The 13993-nt window shown below is 63.6% G+C and carries 13 protein-coding genes; 4 read left to right on the top strand and 9 right to left on the bottom strand.

Features of this window, described 5'->3' with window-relative positions; translation table 11 throughout:
* Window positions 1-11: 11 nt before the first annotated feature.
* The 4 genes from OKW20_RS19820 to OKW20_RS19805 all read right to left on the bottom strand — a co-directional run bounded on the left by OKW20_RS19820 (window position 12) and on the right by OKW20_RS19805 (window position 4866).
* Window positions 12-1052, bottom strand: a complete 1041-nt coding sequence (locus OKW20_RS19820) for an ABC transporter ATP-binding protein (RefSeq protein WP_429174434.1) — start codon at window positions 1050-1052, stop codon at window positions 12-14.
* The gene (locus tag OKW20_RS19815; RefSeq protein ID WP_429174560.1) at window positions 1040-2746 is read right to left on the bottom strand and encodes an ABC transporter permease; all 1707 of its coding nucleotides are present in this window, start codon (window positions 2744-2746) and stop codon (window positions 1040-1042) included. The genes OKW20_RS19820 and OKW20_RS19815 overlap by 13 nt, the downstream gene beginning before the upstream one ends.
* A gap of 74 nt (window positions 2747-2820) precedes the next feature.
* Complete coding sequence (locus OKW20_RS19810; RefSeq protein WP_429174432.1) at window positions 2821-3801, bottom strand: ABC transporter substrate-binding protein; 981 nt, start codon at window positions 3799-3801, stop codon at window positions 2821-2823.
* Between the two features lie 138 nt (window positions 3802-3939).
* Window positions 3940-4866, bottom strand: a complete 927-nt coding sequence (locus OKW20_RS19805) for a peptidoglycan-binding domain-containing protein (protein ID WP_429174430.1) — start codon at window positions 4864-4866, stop codon at window positions 3940-3942.
* Window positions 4867-5102: 236 nt separating this feature from the next.
* On the opposite strand from OKW20_RS19805, the gene OKW20_RS19800 reads away from it, so the two are divergent.
* Window positions 5103-5573: a carboxymuconolactone decarboxylase family protein gene (locus OKW20_RS19800; RefSeq protein WP_429174429.1), complete on the top strand. Its 471-nt coding sequence runs from the start codon at window positions 5103-5105 to the stop codon at window positions 5571-5573.
* The gene (locus OKW20_RS19795) at window positions 5573-6430 is read left to right on the top strand and encodes a sigma-70 family RNA polymerase sigma factor (protein ID WP_429174427.1); all 858 of its coding nucleotides are present in this window, start codon (window positions 5573-5575) and stop codon (window positions 6428-6430) included. Before OKW20_RS19800 ends, OKW20_RS19795 begins: the two co-directional genes overlap by 1 nt.
* 174 nt (window positions 6431-6604) lie before the next feature.
* On the opposite strand, the gene OKW20_RS19790 is transcribed toward OKW20_RS19795, so the two are convergent.
* Complete coding sequence (locus OKW20_RS19790; protein WP_205238481.1) at window positions 6605-7027, bottom strand: RidA family protein; 423 nt, start codon at window positions 7025-7027, stop codon at window positions 6605-6607.
* Window positions 7028-7195: 168 nt separating this feature from the next.
* On the opposite strand from OKW20_RS19790, the gene OKW20_RS19785 reads away from it, so the two are divergent.
* Entirely contained in the window at window positions 7196-7792 is a 597-nt protein-coding gene (locus OKW20_RS19785) for a TetR/AcrR family transcriptional regulator (protein ID WP_429174557.1), read from the top strand.
* Window positions 7793-7832: 40 nt separating this feature from the next.
* Here the strand turns inward: OKW20_RS19785 and OKW20_RS19780 are convergent, their stop codons facing one another.
* From OKW20_RS19780 to OKW20_RS19770, 3 genes are all read right to left on the bottom strand, one after another.
* Complete coding sequence (locus tag OKW20_RS19780; protein ID WP_429174425.1) at window positions 7833-9734, bottom strand: adenylate/guanylate cyclase domain-containing protein; 1902 nt, start codon at window positions 9732-9734, stop codon at window positions 7833-7835.
* Window positions 9735-9879: 145 nt separating this feature from the next.
* Window positions 9880-10485 carry a deaminase gene (locus OKW20_RS19775; RefSeq protein ID WP_192446550.1) on the bottom strand — a complete coding sequence of 202 codons (606 nt, stop codon included), beginning with the start codon at window positions 10483-10485 and terminating at the stop codon, window positions 9880-9882.
* A gap of 258 nt (window positions 10486-10743) precedes the next feature.
* Window positions 10744-12210, bottom strand: coding sequence for a nucleobase:cation symporter-2 family protein (locus OKW20_RS19770; protein ID WP_043619576.1), 1467 nt, complete (start codon window positions 12208-12210; stop codon window positions 10744-10746).
* Between the two features lie 376 nt (window positions 12211-12586).
* Here OKW20_RS19770 and OKW20_RS19765 point away from each other — a divergent pair, with 376 nt between their 5' ends.
* Window positions 12587-12877 (top strand): hypothetical protein, encoded by a 291-nt coding sequence (locus OKW20_RS19765; protein WP_371258892.1) that lies wholly within the window; start codon window positions 12587-12589, stop codon window positions 12875-12877.
* Window positions 12878-12922: 45 nt separating this feature from the next.
* Here the strand turns inward: OKW20_RS19765 and OKW20_RS19760 are convergent, their stop codons facing one another.
* Entirely contained in the window at window positions 12923-13828 is a 906-nt protein-coding gene (locus OKW20_RS19760; RefSeq protein ID WP_429174423.1) for a hypothetical protein, read from the bottom strand.
* Window positions 13829-13993 lie beyond the last annotated feature (165 nt).

Below are 13993 nucleotides of genomic sequence, written 5' to 3'. Positions count from 1 at the left end.
GCCAACCGGGCCTAGAGCCGCCATCCCTGGCTCATCACGAAGCGCGCCGTGTCTCCCGGCATGATCGCCCTGTCGCCAAAGGCTTTCAACGACTGGCCATCCGGCAAAGCCAAGGTCAGGGCAAAACGCTCGCCCTCAAAGACGCAGGAGACGACGCGGAGCGCCATGCCCTCGCCGTCGTGGCGTACATGTTCCGGGCGCACGAGGACGTCACGAACGGCGCCATCGCCAGCACCTTCCATGCCGACGCCGGCAAGCGCTGTCCGCAGCAGCGACCATTCGAGCGCGCGCGGCGCGCCCTCCGGTAACGCGAGCTTGAGCACCGAGCCGCGGCCGATGAGGCCGCCGACGATGGCGCCTTCGGGTCTGGCGTAGATCTCGGCCGGCGGCGCCATCTGCATCAGCCGCCCCTCGGACATCACGGCGACATCGGTCGCAAGCGCCATCGCTTCCGCCTGATCGTGCGTCACATAGATCATCGTTGCGCCCGAGCGCTCGTGGAAGATACGGAAGGTCTCCTCCATCGACTTGCGCAGATGCTGGTCGAGATTGGCAAGCGGTTCGTCGAGCAGCACCACGTCAGGCGAAGTCACCAGGCAGCGGGCAAGCGCCACGCGCTGGCGCTGACCGCCGGAAAGGGCTGCGGGTCGGCGGTCGGCATAGTCGGTGAGCTTCACCAGCGCCAGAGCATCGGCGACGCTCCGTTGCCACGCCGAGCCCGAAATGCCGCGCACCTTCAGCGGATAGCCGACATTTTCGGCCACCGTCATATGCGGCCAGAGCGCATAGGACTGGAACACCATCGCCATGTTGCGCCGCTCCGGCGGCAGCGCCCGCGCGGCATCCGAGAGCCGCCTTTCGCCGAAATCGATCGAGCCATCACTCGGCTGCTCGAAACCGGCGATCATCCTGAGCACCGTCGTCTTGCCGCAGCCGGACGGCCCGAGCAGCGCCAGGAAGCCGCCTTCGCGCACCGTCAGCGACACATCTGACACCGCCGGCCGGCCGCCGCCGAAATCCTTGGTGAGGTGATTGAGGATCAGTTGCGCCACGGCAGTACGCCCTCCGGGAGATAGTTTGCGAGCGCCTCGAGTGCCGCCATCAGCACCACGACCATGACGACCACGAGCACCGAAAGGGCTGCGGCGAGGTCCGACGAGCCGCTGTCGTCGAGATTGAAGATGGCAACGCCGAGCGTCTGGGTGCCGGCCGACCAGAGCAGCGCCGAGACCGTCAGCTCGCTGGCGGCAATCAGGAAGACGAGGATGATCGCAGCCCCCGCCGCCGGCGCCACCAAGGGCAGGATCACATCGCGCATCCGCCTGAAGAAACCGGCACCTGCGAGACGCGCCGCCTCCTCCAGCGACGGATCCATCTGCAGGAAGGCACTCATCACCGGCTTGAGGCTGACGGCGAGGAACGAGGAGAAATAGGCGATCAGGATGATCCAGATGGTGCCGTAGAGCGAGACCTTGAGGATCGGCAGAGGTGCGGCAAAGGTGAGGATGAAGGCGACCGCAAGCACGATGCCCGGCAGCGCATAGGGGATCTCGATCAGGATGCCGAGCGTGTTCGCCAGCCATCCCTTGCGCCGGGTCATGAGATAGGCCGCAGGCACCGCGACCGCGAGCAGGCCGAGCGCGGCACTGATGGCAAGGAACGTGGAATTGCCGAGCGCCTTCAGTGTCATCGACTGGCGAAAGAGGATTTCTTCGTAAGCGCGTAGCGACACGGTCTGAAGGTTGAGCGGCACGCCATAGGCCGGCACCAGCGAGCTCGCCACAAGAGCGGCGAGCGGCGCCACCAGCACGAGAAGCAGGATCGCCACGAGGACAAGTTCGACGACCAGGCGGAAGCGACCGAGCGAAAAGGCGGCATTCGCCCCCGAGAGGCCGATGATGCGGTAGTCCCGGCCGACAAGCGCCTTCTGCTGCAGCATCAAGCCGGCCGCGGCAATGACGGCGATCAGGCTGGAGAGCAACGCGATCTCGCCGAAGGTGCCGGCGCCGAAGCTTGCAAGCCGCGTATAGATCAGCGTCGGCAGCACCTCGATCCCTGCGGGAATTCCGAGGATTGCCGGAATGCCGAAATTGCCGACGCCGGAAACGAAGGCGATCGCCGCTCCGGCAATCAACCCCGGCAGCGACAGCGGCGCGACGATGTCGCGAAAGACGCGAAACGGCGTGGCGCCGGCAAGCCGTGCCGCCTCCACCCCGTCGCGCGGCGCGGCCGATAGGCCCGCTTTCAGCGCCAGGAAGACGAGCGGCGCGTGCTGGACGCCGAGAAGCAGCGAGATGCCAGCCAGCGAATAGAGCGGCTGCGGGCTGCCGAGCGGCGGCGCGATGCCGAGCGTCTTTAACAGCGGGCTTGCCGGGCCGGTCATTTCCACCCAGGCAAGGGCCGTCACCTGCGGCGGGATCATCATCGGCAGCATGAAGGCGAAGCTGAGCGTAAGCTTGCCGCGCACATCCGTCAGCGCCGCCGAGAACGCAAAGAGCGCGCCGATGACGACGGAGACGACCATGCCGCCGGTCGCCGTAATCAGCGTGTTGCGGATCGCCGCAAAGGTCGCGGGCTCCGCGAGCACGCCGATCGACCGGCCGGAGACGAGCCCGGAAAAACCGGCCTTCGCCAGGCTGAAGAGCGGCAGCAGGCAGAGGACAAACAAGCAGGCGAGAACGAAGGGCGCCAGCCAGCGCGGCTCGGCAGCGGGGCTGGCGCCTGCCCTTAGCTTGGTCGCGCCCATCGTCCGGCCTTGAATGGGAAAGCGCAGCCAGCGGGGCCGGCTGCGCGCATCGTTACGTTTCAGCATTGAACCGATCAGTTCGTACCGAAGATGCCGGAGAAGGTTTTGAGGTCCGCGTCGGAATTCTTCACGGCCTCGGCCGCATTGACCGGCAGCACCTTGATCGTCTCGCGCGCCGGGTAGCCCGCAGGCAATGCCACGCCGTTGCGAGCCGGGATATAACCCATCTTCACCGCCGTCTTCTGGCCTTCCTCGGACAGGAGGAAGTCGACGAACTTCTTGGAAGCCTCGACGTTCTTAGCGGTCTTCAGGATGCCGACCGGCTCGGTCACGGCAGACACGCCCTCGGCCGGGAAGACGAATTCCACCGGGGCGCCCTTGGCCTTCTCGCGGATCGCCATGAAATCGACGAGCATGCCATAGGCCTTCTCACCGGTCGCAACCGCCTTCAAGACGCCGCCATTGCCGCCGGCAGCCGTGGCGCCGTTTGCGGCGAGCGCCTTGTAGTAGTCCCAGCCGAGGCCATCGATGCCGGTCAAGGTCTGCGCGTGGATCAGGGCCGCACCCGAGGTCAGCGGGCTCGGCATGGTGACGAGGCCCTTGGCCTCCGGCTTAGCGAGATCCTGCCAGCCTTCAGGTTTGATCGCGGCCGAGGTGTTGTAGACGATGCCGGTCGTGATCATCTTGGTCGAGTAATAGGCGCCGTCGGCATCATAGAGTGCCGCGTCGTAGTTTGCCGCTTCCGGCGACTTGTAGTCGGCGAGATGGCCGGCTTCCTTCAGCCGCTGCATCGTCACGGTGTCGGCGATGAGCAGCACGTCGGCGACCGGATTGCCGGCCTCGATCTCGGCCATCAGCTTGGCCATGATCTTGGTCGTGCCCTCGCGCACCCATTCCACCTCGATACCGGGATTGGCGGCCTGGAACGCATCGACCGTCGCCTGTGCATCCTCGTTCGGCTGGCTGGTATAGAGCACCAGGCTTTCGGCATAGGCCGCGGTCGAAAGCAGGCCTGCGACAACAGCGCCGGCAAGGACGGAGACAAACGATTTCATGGATATACCCTCGTGTTGAAACTGGCGCCGAGGGATAGGGCCACCCTTTTACAGGGGTATGACAGAACCGGGGGAAGCGTAGTCGGCGATCCCCGATGCGTCTCGCGCAAATATGCGCGGCGGATTCACGCGACGGACCTAGCGTGGCCCGGTCGACATCTGGCTGCGGTGGCGCACATAGGCATTGGCCAGCGTATAGAGAAACTCGCGGTCGCTGTAGTGCGCATAGTCGTCCAGCCTGTAGACCCGCGCGAAGTTCCGGGCGGCGACCTCGAACTCCGGTCCGAACGCATTGTCGACATCGCCGAAATAAAAGCCGATGGCCTTCAGGTATTTCTGGATAAGGCGAAGGTCGCCCTCCTCCGACTGGAGGGTCAGCTTGTTGAACTCGTTGGTGGTGAAGATCGACAGATCGTCATTGGTGTTGCGGTACTCGAAGGTCACGACATAGCCGAGGTTTTCCGCAGCGATGAATGCGTGCATCGTTTTCAGGATGACGTTGTAATCGACAGGCCTCCCGCTCAACGGCGCCATGCCGCGGTTGAAGAACAGCATCATCGAGGCGATACGCGACGTCATGGAAAAAGGACTGCTCGGCGAGTAGCCCAGCACCTCGAAGACGCATCCGTCGGCCTCATAGTCCTCGGCCGGATCGAGCACCCGGCGCAGGTACTCGTCGTCGACCCCGGTGATCCGGTTGTCCTCGCCATAGTGAAGCCGCCCCTTGATGTACTCACCCTTTTTGCCGGAAGCCTGCCCCGCCTCGACGGCCAGTTCGCGAATGGCCATGCCGAGCCGGCCCATCAGCATCGTCGCGATCACAGCCTCCACGGCGGCCTTCTCCATGCCGTTTCTGGGAATGACCGCCGTGCCGTGGCCGACATAGGCATCGAGCGCGCCGAAGGTCGCTCCGAATTCCCCCTGCAGCTGGCCGTACCAGTTGGGCAAAAGCGCCTTCAGCGCAAAGCTTCGCCGCTCCAGCTTCCGCCACAGCGCCGCAAAGTCGTTGATGGTGATCTCGAAGACGTACGGAATATCGAGTGCGGCATTGAATTCGTCTGCCATTGAGTACCTCCCGAAGCACTCGGCACCGCCACCTGAAATAGAGTGGTCCCCCCAGCCTACACTCACATATCGACCGAGGGCGTCATAGTCATCCATAGGGGTTAGTGCGGTGCGGCATAGGCCGGCCTCACTGAAACGATGCGCACCGAAGTTTTTTTCAGAAAAATTCGCGGCCATGTCACACCAGCCGTTGCTCGCTCGTCATGGTATCGGAACCAACGAAAGGAAACGGAACCATGACTGCCAAGCTCGACCTTTTCGCCGCCGCCCCCGCCCTGATGAAGAGCTGGACCAGCGTCTCGATGGCCGTTGCCGCGAGCCTTGACACCACCATTATCGAACTCGTGAAAATTCGCGCCTCGCAGATCAACGGCTGCGCCAACTGCATCAACATGCACACCCAGGAAGCCCGCGAAAAGGGCGAGACGGAACAGCGCATCTACCTGCTTTCCGCCTGGCGCGAAGCACCCTGCTATTCCGATCGCGAGCGCGCCGCGCTAGGCTGGACGGAAGCGCTGACTCGCCTGTCCGAGGGCCACGGCCACGAAGCGGCCTATCAGGCGCTGAAGGACCATTTCACCGAGGAGGAACAGGTGAAACTCACGCTGATGATCAACGTCATCAACGGCTGGAACCGTCTCGCCGTCGGCTTCGGCCTCTGGGTCGACCCGGCAGCCGCCAAGGCCGCCGCGCAGGCTGCCGCCTGATGGCGGTGAGCGCCCATGAAGACGCAGCGGCGGTCTTCGATCCGCTGCGTCCAAAACTCGTCCGCGTCGCCTACCGCATGCTCGGCTCGGTCGCCGATGCGGAGGACATGGTGCAGGAGGCCTTCATCCGCTGGATGGGGGCCGACCGCACGTCCGTGCGCGAGCCGGAAGCCTTCCTGCGCCGCACGGTCACGCGGCTCTGCCTCGACCAGTTGAAATCCGCGCGGATGAAGCGCGAAACCTATGTCGGCCCCTGGCTTCCCGAACCTGTCGTCGAGGAGGAGCCGGAGGACGACGTCACCCTGCCCCTGATGCTGGCGCTCGAACGCCTATCGCCCTTGGAGCGCGCCGCCTTCCTGCTGCACGACGTCTTCGGCCAGAGTTTTGACGAGGTGGCCGTGACGATCGAGCGCGACGCCGCCGCCTGCCGCCAGCTGGCAGCGCGCGCCCGCACCCATGTGCGCGCGGAACGCCCCCGCTTTGAGATAGAGCAGCAGCGCGGCCTCGAACTTGCCAACGCCTTCTTTGCAGCCTCCCGCCATGGCGACATGAAGACGCTCGGCGCGATGCTCGCAGCCGATGTCAGCGTGCATGCCGACGGCGGCGGCAAACGCCCCGCCGCAATGCAGCCGATCCTCGGCTTCGATGCCGTGATAAAGGTGCACGAGCAACTGGCCGCCCTCTTTGCCAAGCACGGCTCGACGCTGATACGCGCCGGCTTCATCAATGGCCTGCCCGGCTTCGTCACCCGCGAGGCCGACGGCGAGCTGCAGACGACCGCGCTGGAGATCAAGGACGGCAAGGTCGCGGCGATCTATGTGGTGCGCAATCCGGACAAACTGGCGCATCTGCATTAGGCGCAAGCTGTCGCGACCTGTCGCCGCGCGTTTCAATTGTCGGAGCGCTGGCCCTCGATAGAGGCCCGCGGATCGGCACCCAAGGAGCGATCGGTCTGTTTGACAAGGCGTGCGGTGCCGGAGGGCGCCGCATCGAACACGACGTCCTCCAACGCTCCAAATGCCCAACAGGCGCTAAGCCGCCCGCCCCCGCTCGGCACCACCCGCTTCGGGTATCCGCGCGATCACCTTGATCTCGAAATCGAAGCCGGCGAGCCAGTTGACGCCGATGGCGGTCCAGTTCGGATAGGGCTTTTCGGAAAAGACGCGGTCCTTGACCGCCAGGATCGTTTCGAACTGGTTCTCCGGATCGGTGTGGAAGCTCGTCACGTCGACGATGTCGTCGAAGGTGGCGCCGGCCGCCTTCAACGTCGCTTCGAGATTGTCGAAGGCGCGTTCGACCTGGCGGGCGAAGTCCGGCTCCGGCGTGCCGTCCTCGCGGCTGCCGACCTGGCCGGAAACGAACAGCAGATCACCGGAGCGGATGGCGGCGGAGTAACGGTGCTGCTCGTAGAGCGCATGCCGGCCGGCGGGAAAGATTGCGTCGCGTAACGTCATGGGACTTGCCTTTCTGGTTTACGGGATCGGCACGAAGGCGGACGAGCCGGATGCCGGCCCTCCTTCACAAATGCCTTCCAATTTGATATACGGCACGTATCTGAAATAGCGAAATACGGCGCGTATGTCAAATCCATATACGTACCGTATCTGAAATTGAGGGCGATGATGGCCAGAAGCCGCCAGGAAACGATGGAGGAAAACCGCGCGAAGCTGATTTCGGCGGGCCGAAAGGCCTTCGCGGAAAAGGGCTATGCCGCCGCCTCGATGGATGAACTGACCGCCGATGTCGGGCTGACGCGCGGCGCGCTCTATCACAATTTCGGCGACAAGCGCGGGCTGCTGGCCGCGGTCGTCACCCAGATCGACGGCGAGATGGCCGCCCGCGCCAAGGAGATCGGCGCCGGTGCCGCAGCCGGCGATCACTGGCAGGCGATGCTTGCCGAAGGGGCCGCCTATATCGAGATGGCGCTCGATCCCGAGGTGCAGCGCATCGTGCTGCTCGATGGCCCGGCCGTGCTCGGCGATCCCTCGAAATGGCCAAGCCAGAACAGCTGCCTGCTGGCGACCAAGCGGTCGGTGGAGCATCTGCTGGACAAGGGCGTGTTGAAGCCGGTCGATGCGGAAGCGGCCGCGCGGCTGCTCAGCGGGGCTGCGCTCAACGCCGCCCTCTGGGTTGCCGCCAGCGACGAGCCAAAGATGGTTCTGCCGAAAGCGATCGACGCCTTCCGCGCCATGGCGACCGGGCTGCTTGCGGATCGCTGATCCGCCAACGAACCGGTCTCGACGACCGCCGTGATGCAGACTATCCGCGCGTGCCGGCCAGTTCCCAGAGATCGATGCCGCCCGAGCGCCCCTTCACATGCACCATGCCCATCGCGCGGAAGTCGAAGAGATCGGCGACGGCTGCATGCACCGCTCCGCTCACCAGGATCGAGGTGTTGTACTCCTTGTTCAGCCCTTCGAGCCGCGAAGCGACGTTGATCGTGTCGCCCATGGCCGTGTATTGCTGGCGCGCAATCGCACCGAAGCTGCCGACGACCGCCGGGCCTGTATGCACGCCGAAGCGCGTGAACAGTTCCGGACGACCGCCTTTGCGGTTGGTCTCGTTGAGGCGATCGACCGCCGCCTTCATCGCCAGCGCGCAATGACAGCCATTCTCGATATGCTGCGGATCGGCAACCGGCGCGTTCCAGATGACGAAAATGCTGTCGCCGAGATACTGGATCACCGTTCCGTGGTACTGCTCGGCCACCGTGTTCAGCATCTCGAAATAGGCCGAAAGAATATCGACGACCTCCTCGGGCGAATGCTGTTCGGAGATGGTGGTAAAGTCGCGCACGTCGGTGAAAAGCGCCGTCACCTCCTGCCGCCTGCCGCGAACCGCCGCGCCGCCCTCGGGATCGATGATCCGGCGGACCACCTCGCGCGGAACGTAAAGCGCAAACTGGACGATGGCGCGCCGGCTGGCGGAAAGCGCGCCGCCAAGCGTGTTGATCTCGGTGATCCAGGAATGCGGGGCGTCGTTGCCGGCAAAGTTCAGGTCGCCGATCCGCCGCGCCTCGTCGGCAAGGTGATAGAGCTTGCGGCTGATCACGCGTGACAGCATCAGCGAGCCGATGACACCCGCCACCAGCAGCCCCCCGGCAATCATCAGGTTGCGCACCAGCAGCCGGTTTGCCTGCGCCACCAGGTCCTGCAGCGGCACGACGATCGCGACCGAGCTGCCCTTGAACAGGCCGGCAACGCTGACCGGCGCGATCTGCACCAGGTAGCGCTCGCCGGCAAACTCGGCCTCGGTAAGCCCCCCACCCGCATAGGCGGGGTCCTTGCGCAGCCCGGCAACAATGTCGAGGCTCGGATCGAGGCTGTGCATATCGGCCCCGCGACCGCCCGACCAGGCCCCGAGGATCATGCTCATGACCGCGGGATCGGAATGGGCGACGAGGTTGTTGTCGCTGCCGATGACATAGGACCGGGCCCGCGGCGAGATCTCGCGCGCATCGAGCAGGCGGCTGACGGTCTGCAGGTGAATGTTGGTGCCGACCACGATGCCGCGGGTCCCTTTCAGCGGCGCTGCCAGCGCCAGGGTCGGCACCTTGAGCGTGCCCGTGACATAGGGCCCGACGGAAACCGGACCGCCGGTTCGAAGGGCCGCCTGATACCAGGGGCTCTGACGCGGGTCGAAATTCGTGCGCTCGAACGGACGTTCCCCGATCTGCTTGGCGCCTGCGTCGAGGAAGCGAAGCGTCGAGACTGTGCCCGCGTCCTGCCCAAGGGCCAGCAGGCGGACCGCAAAGGCCGTGCCCACAGGCGCTTCGAGCGCCTGGCGCACATAGTCTCGCTCCGTATTGATCACCTGCAGGTAGGAGCCGTCGGGATAGCCGGCATAGATGCTCGTCGCGTTGGAAACGCTTCTGAGCACCTCCAGGAAGAATTGCTCCTTCGGCTCCAGGTCGCCGGGTGGCGCGACGGCCAACTGCGGCACGGTGGACGCAAGCGCCACCGCCTCGTGGCCGCCTTCGAGCGCATTCCTGTAGCCCTCGATCAGCCGAAGGCTCATCTCGCGCATGTGCTTCTCGCCGGCAAGGATCGCCGCCTGCCGCCCCTGGCTGAAGGCCATCCAGATGATCGGCGTTGCCGTTAAGACGAGCAGCGCGACCACGAGCACGCTGAGATGCACCCTGAGAGGCCTGGACCAGTTCACGCAATTCCCCCGAAACGCGACTGTACGCCGGCGACCCTAGCACCTGCATTCATAAGGAGGAATGCATATTCTTTCAAAGAAATAGGCCATTTCACGCTCTGACGAGAGAATGAAATGGCCCGGTTCAGGTGAAGGCTTTTTTGCCTCAGTTCAGCGGGATGGCGTTGCCGTCCTTGCTGTCCTGATAGGCGGAGGAGAGTTCGTCATATTTCGCGCGGATCGCCTCGGCGCGGGCCTTCAGGCCGCTTCGCTGCGGCTCGGGCAGAGCGTCGATCAGCGCGTGGATCGACTGGCCCTTCCAGAACGCATTCGTCCGGTTGTAGCCGCCGGGCTCCAGCGTGAAGACCTCCTTCAGGATCTTCAGGTCATGCGGGATGGAGAAACTGTCGCGCGAATCCTCGTGGCTGAAGAAGTAGAAGAAGTTGTCGAAGCCCGCCCAGGTGATCGCCGAAAGGCACATCGAGCACGGCTCGTGCGTGGAGAGGAAAATGAGGTCGCGGCTGTCCGGACGCTCCGTTCCCTCGATCTCGTAGAAACGCTTCAGCGTGTGCACTTCGCCGTGCCAGAGCGGGTTTTCCGTTTCGTTGTTGGTTTCCACGAGCACGGTCGAAAGATCGGATTTGCGCATCAGCGCGGCGCCGAAGATCTTGTTGCCGGCGGCAACGCCTGCTTCCGTCGCCGGAATGATGCCCTTTTCCATCGTGCCGAGCAGCGCATCGAGGAGCGCGTAGTTGTCGGTCTGCTGTGTCATTCCCAGTGTCCTTTCGTTGGGGTTCAAAGCAACGCCAGGAAAAACAGGAAACGATCCCCTGCCCGGAATGGCGGTATTTCAAAGCAATTCCAGAAAAAGTGCGAAGCGGTTTTTCGTTCGGAATTGCGTAATTCAGAGCAATCCTAGGAAAAATGCGAAGCGGTTTTCCGCCCAGGATTGCGTATTTCAGAACAAATCCCGGGAGAAGTCTGAAGCGACCTCCCGCCGGGATTGGGCATATTCAGAGATCGCGCCTGTTCAGTGCGCCTCGATCAGCGGCACCTCCACGCCCTTGGCGTCGTAGAGCTTGCCGTTGAGGAAGTAGTCGCCGTCATGCAGGCGGGCGATATCCTGGTAGCGGATCGTGCGCTCCGTCGCCGCCACGAACACCGATTGCTGGTCGGAATTGCCCACGGTGAAGTGGTTGAACAGGAGGTTGAGCAGGATTGCCATGACCGCCGCCGACGAGATGCCCGAATGGAAGATCGTCGCGACCCAGGTCGGGAAGTGCTCGTAGAAACCGGGCGCTGCGATCGGGATCATGCCGAAGCCGATCGAGGTCGCAACGATCACCAGGTTCATGTTGTTGTTGTACTCGACCTTGGACAGCGTGCGGATGCCGCTGGCTGCAACCGTGCCGAAGAGCACGATGCCGGCGCCGCCGAGAACCGAGGTCGGAACGGAGGCAACGATCCGCCCCATGACCGGCAAGAGACCGAGGGTCACCAGGAACATGCCGCCGGTCGCCACCACATAACGGCTCTTTACGCCCGTCACCGCCACGAGGCCGACATTCTGGGCAAAGGCGCTCTGGGTGAAGGAACCAACGATCGGCGCGAGAATGCTCGACAGCATGTCGGCGCGAAGGCCGTCGCCGAGCCGGCGCGAATCCACCTTGGTCTCGACGATCTCACCGACGGCGAGAATGTCGGCCGAAGTTTCGACCAGCGTCACCATGATGACGATCAGCATCGAGATGATTGCGGCAAGTTCGAAGGTCGGGTAGCCGAAATGGAAGACCTTCGGCAGTGCGAAGACCGGTCCGTTGGCAACTTGCGAAAAATCGGTCATGCCGGCCACATAGGCGATCCCGGTGCCGATGACGATCGAAAGCAGGATCGAAAGCCGCGAAATCGACGCATTGCCGAGCTTGCTCAAGAGCAGCACGATGATCAGCGTCACCGCTGCAAGCTGGATATTGGCGGTGCTGCCGAAGTCCGGCGCCGCCTTGTTTCCGCCCATGGCCCAGAAGGCCGCCACCGGCATCAGCGTCAGGCCGATGGTGGTGATCACGATGCCGGTCACCAGCGGCGGAAAGAAACGGGTGATGCGCGAAAACACCGGCGTGATCAGAAGACCGATCAGCGAAGCCACGATCACCGCGCCGAGAACCGCCGGAATGCCGCCATTGCCCGAAATCGCGATCATCGTCGCGACGCCGGAGAACGAAACGCCCTGCACCAACGGCAGGCGGCTGCCGAAGAACGGCACGCCGATCGTCTGCAGGATGGTCGCAAGTCCGCCGGCAAAAAGCGAGGCGGTAACGAGCAGGCCGACATCGGCGGAATTCAACCCGGCCGCCTGGCCGAGGATCAACGGAACGGCGACGATGCCGCCATACATGGTCAAGACGTGCTGCAGCCCGTAGGCCAGATTGGCGCCGACACTCAGCCGTTCGTCTTCGGGATTTTCCGGTAGTGCATTTTCCTCTGCAATGCTTGCCAAGGGTATCTCCTCCATACCTTGTGCGATTGCCCCGTCTCCAGCGGGACAAGCAAAAAGGTAACCGAAGGAGGACAAATCTCGTCTTCCTAAAAAAGGCGAAACACCTTTCGGGTTTTGGGCGGGAATAGGTAACGGCCGTTCCGACGCCCATTCGGGCCGGTTGGCAGCGGCGTCCAAGGTCGACTTCCGACCGGGCCGCGGCACCCGAAAGCCCGGTTAAGCGGGTCCAGATAGACCCAAAGATGGTACGGCAGCAATCTTCAGCTTGGCACCGAGTTCAGCTAAAGAATTTGTCGCGAGTTCTCGCAATAACATATTCCAACAGGTTGAAAACATGAAAAAGTTTAACTTCGCCCTTCTGGCGTCGGCAGTTGTCATGTGCCTATCGACAACAGCAAAAGCCGAGGATCTCGTCTTCACGCTGAAGAACGGGACCAATTCTGTCCTGAACAATTTCTACGCCTCTCCGACCGGCGTCGACAACTGGGAAGACGACATCTTCGGCCGGCAGGCTCTTGGCCCCGGCGAAGAGATGGAAATCACCATTGCCGACGGTCGCAGCGTCTGCCGGTACGACATGCGCTTCGAGTTCCAGGGCGACGATCTCGACACGACGACCGATACGCAGGACCTCTGCGAAATGGGTTCCTACACGATCCACGAGTAATGAACGCCGGCGGGGAGCCTCAGCGGACCCCCGCCGCATGCGCCTTCAGGCGGCCTCCAACGCGCCGCTTGCGCGACAGGTTTCGGCAAAGGCGATCGAAACGGCCGAGAGCTTGATGGCCTGCCAATAGCGGTAGTCGTGCACCAGCGCCGTCGAAATCCAGCACGCGCCGCGATTGCTCGTCTTCGCCCAGCCGATCAGCCCCGCCTCGCGCGCCAGGCCAAAGAGCCGCGCCGTATGGGTTCTGGAAATGCGGTACCGGCTCGACAGGGCATTGGGAGACACTTTTCCGATCCAGATCGGCGCAGCACTTTCGTCAGGCAGCGCCGGCGCATTCTTGATCAGGTCGTGCAGCACGCTGCTTCCGGAATCCGAACGGACGAACTTGGCGATGCTTGGTGGTGGCTTGTGCCAGTCGCGACGCGCCAGCAACAGGCGCGCGAAACGAGGCTGCGCACCATGCAAGAGGCCGGGCTGCTGGCGCGACAGCGCATATCGGCCGCCGCCATCGATGAGATCGAGCGCGCGCTGATGAATGTCGAAGTAGCGCCGGATGAGCGCCTCGCTCATCTGCGTTGCGCGAACCGCGCGCTGGCGGCCGTCTCCACGCTCCAGCGGTTCGACAAAACGGTATCTCCGCATTTCCAGGAGAAAGGCATGCACCGTGTTACGGCTTGCGATCGCGCTCATGGTGCGGGCGAGATTGCCCGGTGAAATCGGCAGGCATGCCCTATCCTGCAGATGCTCGAAATGCATGGCCATCGTCATCTGGCTGAGCATCCAGCGCCGCAGATCCGCCACGTAGTGCACTTCCCGCGGCAAGGCGAGATGCGTTTCCAGCAGTTCGCGCGCAGCGGAATCGAGCCCGTCGCGAAAACGATCCATCCGGACCAGATCTTCGGCAGTATAGGGCGGCGACAGCGCCGCGGCGGAAACGACGGACAACGACATGATCTGGAGTTTTCGGCAGGGTCGACCGCGCGGGATGGCGGCCGACCGGAAGGAAGGTTGTAGACCCATCATACTGGGATCGCTGACGAAATCCAGCGTCCGGACACCTGCCGCCAGGTTGGGAAGCGGCCCCTTCGAAGCCACCCACGACTGCCGCCGAAGGCG

The organism is Ensifer sp. LBL (assembly GCF_050435225.1).
Taxonomy (GTDB): Bacteria; Pseudomonadota; Alphaproteobacteria; order Rhizobiales; family Rhizobiaceae; genus Ensifer.
Note: the sequence above shows the minus strand (reverse complement) of the source record. Positions and strands in the feature narration are given on the sequence as shown.

Coding starts and splice junctions, on each gene's coding strand:
- OKW20_RS19815 (WP_429174560.1), bottom strand. CDS start 2,746: ATGGGCGCGACCAAGCTAAGGGCAGGCGCCAGCCCCGCTGCCGAGCCG.
- OKW20_RS19810 (WP_429174432.1), bottom strand. CDS start 3,801: ATGAAATCGTTTGTCTCCGTCCTTGCCGGCGCTGTTGTCGCAGGCCTG.
- OKW20_RS19805 (WP_429174430.1), bottom strand. CDS start 4,866: ATGGCAGACGAATTCAATGCCGCACTCGATATTCCGTACGTCTTCGAG.
- OKW20_RS19800 (WP_429174429.1), top strand. CDS start 5,103: ATGACTGCCAAGCTCGACCTTTTCGCCGCCGCCCCCGCCCTGATGAAG.
- OKW20_RS19795 (WP_429174427.1), top strand. CDS start 5,573: ATGGCGGTGAGCGCCCATGAAGACGCAGCGGCGGTCTTCGATCCGCTG.
- OKW20_RS19790 (WP_205238481.1), bottom strand. CDS start 7,027: ATGACGTTACGCGACGCAATCTTTCCCGCCGGCCGGCATGCGCTCTAC.
- OKW20_RS19785 (WP_429174557.1), top strand. CDS start 7,196: ATGGCCAGAAGCCGCCAGGAAACGATGGAGGAAAACCGCGCGAAGCTG.
- OKW20_RS19775 (WP_192446550.1), bottom strand. CDS start 10,485: ATGACACAGCAGACCGACAACTACGCGCTCCTCGATGCGCTGCTCGGC.
- OKW20_RS19765 (WP_371258892.1), top strand. CDS start 12,587: ATGTGCCTATCGACAACAGCAAAAGCCGAGGATCTCGTCTTCACGCTG.
- OKW20_RS19760 (WP_429174423.1), bottom strand. CDS start 13,828: ATGTCGTTGTCCGTCGTTTCCGCCGCGGCGCTGTCGCCGCCCTATACT.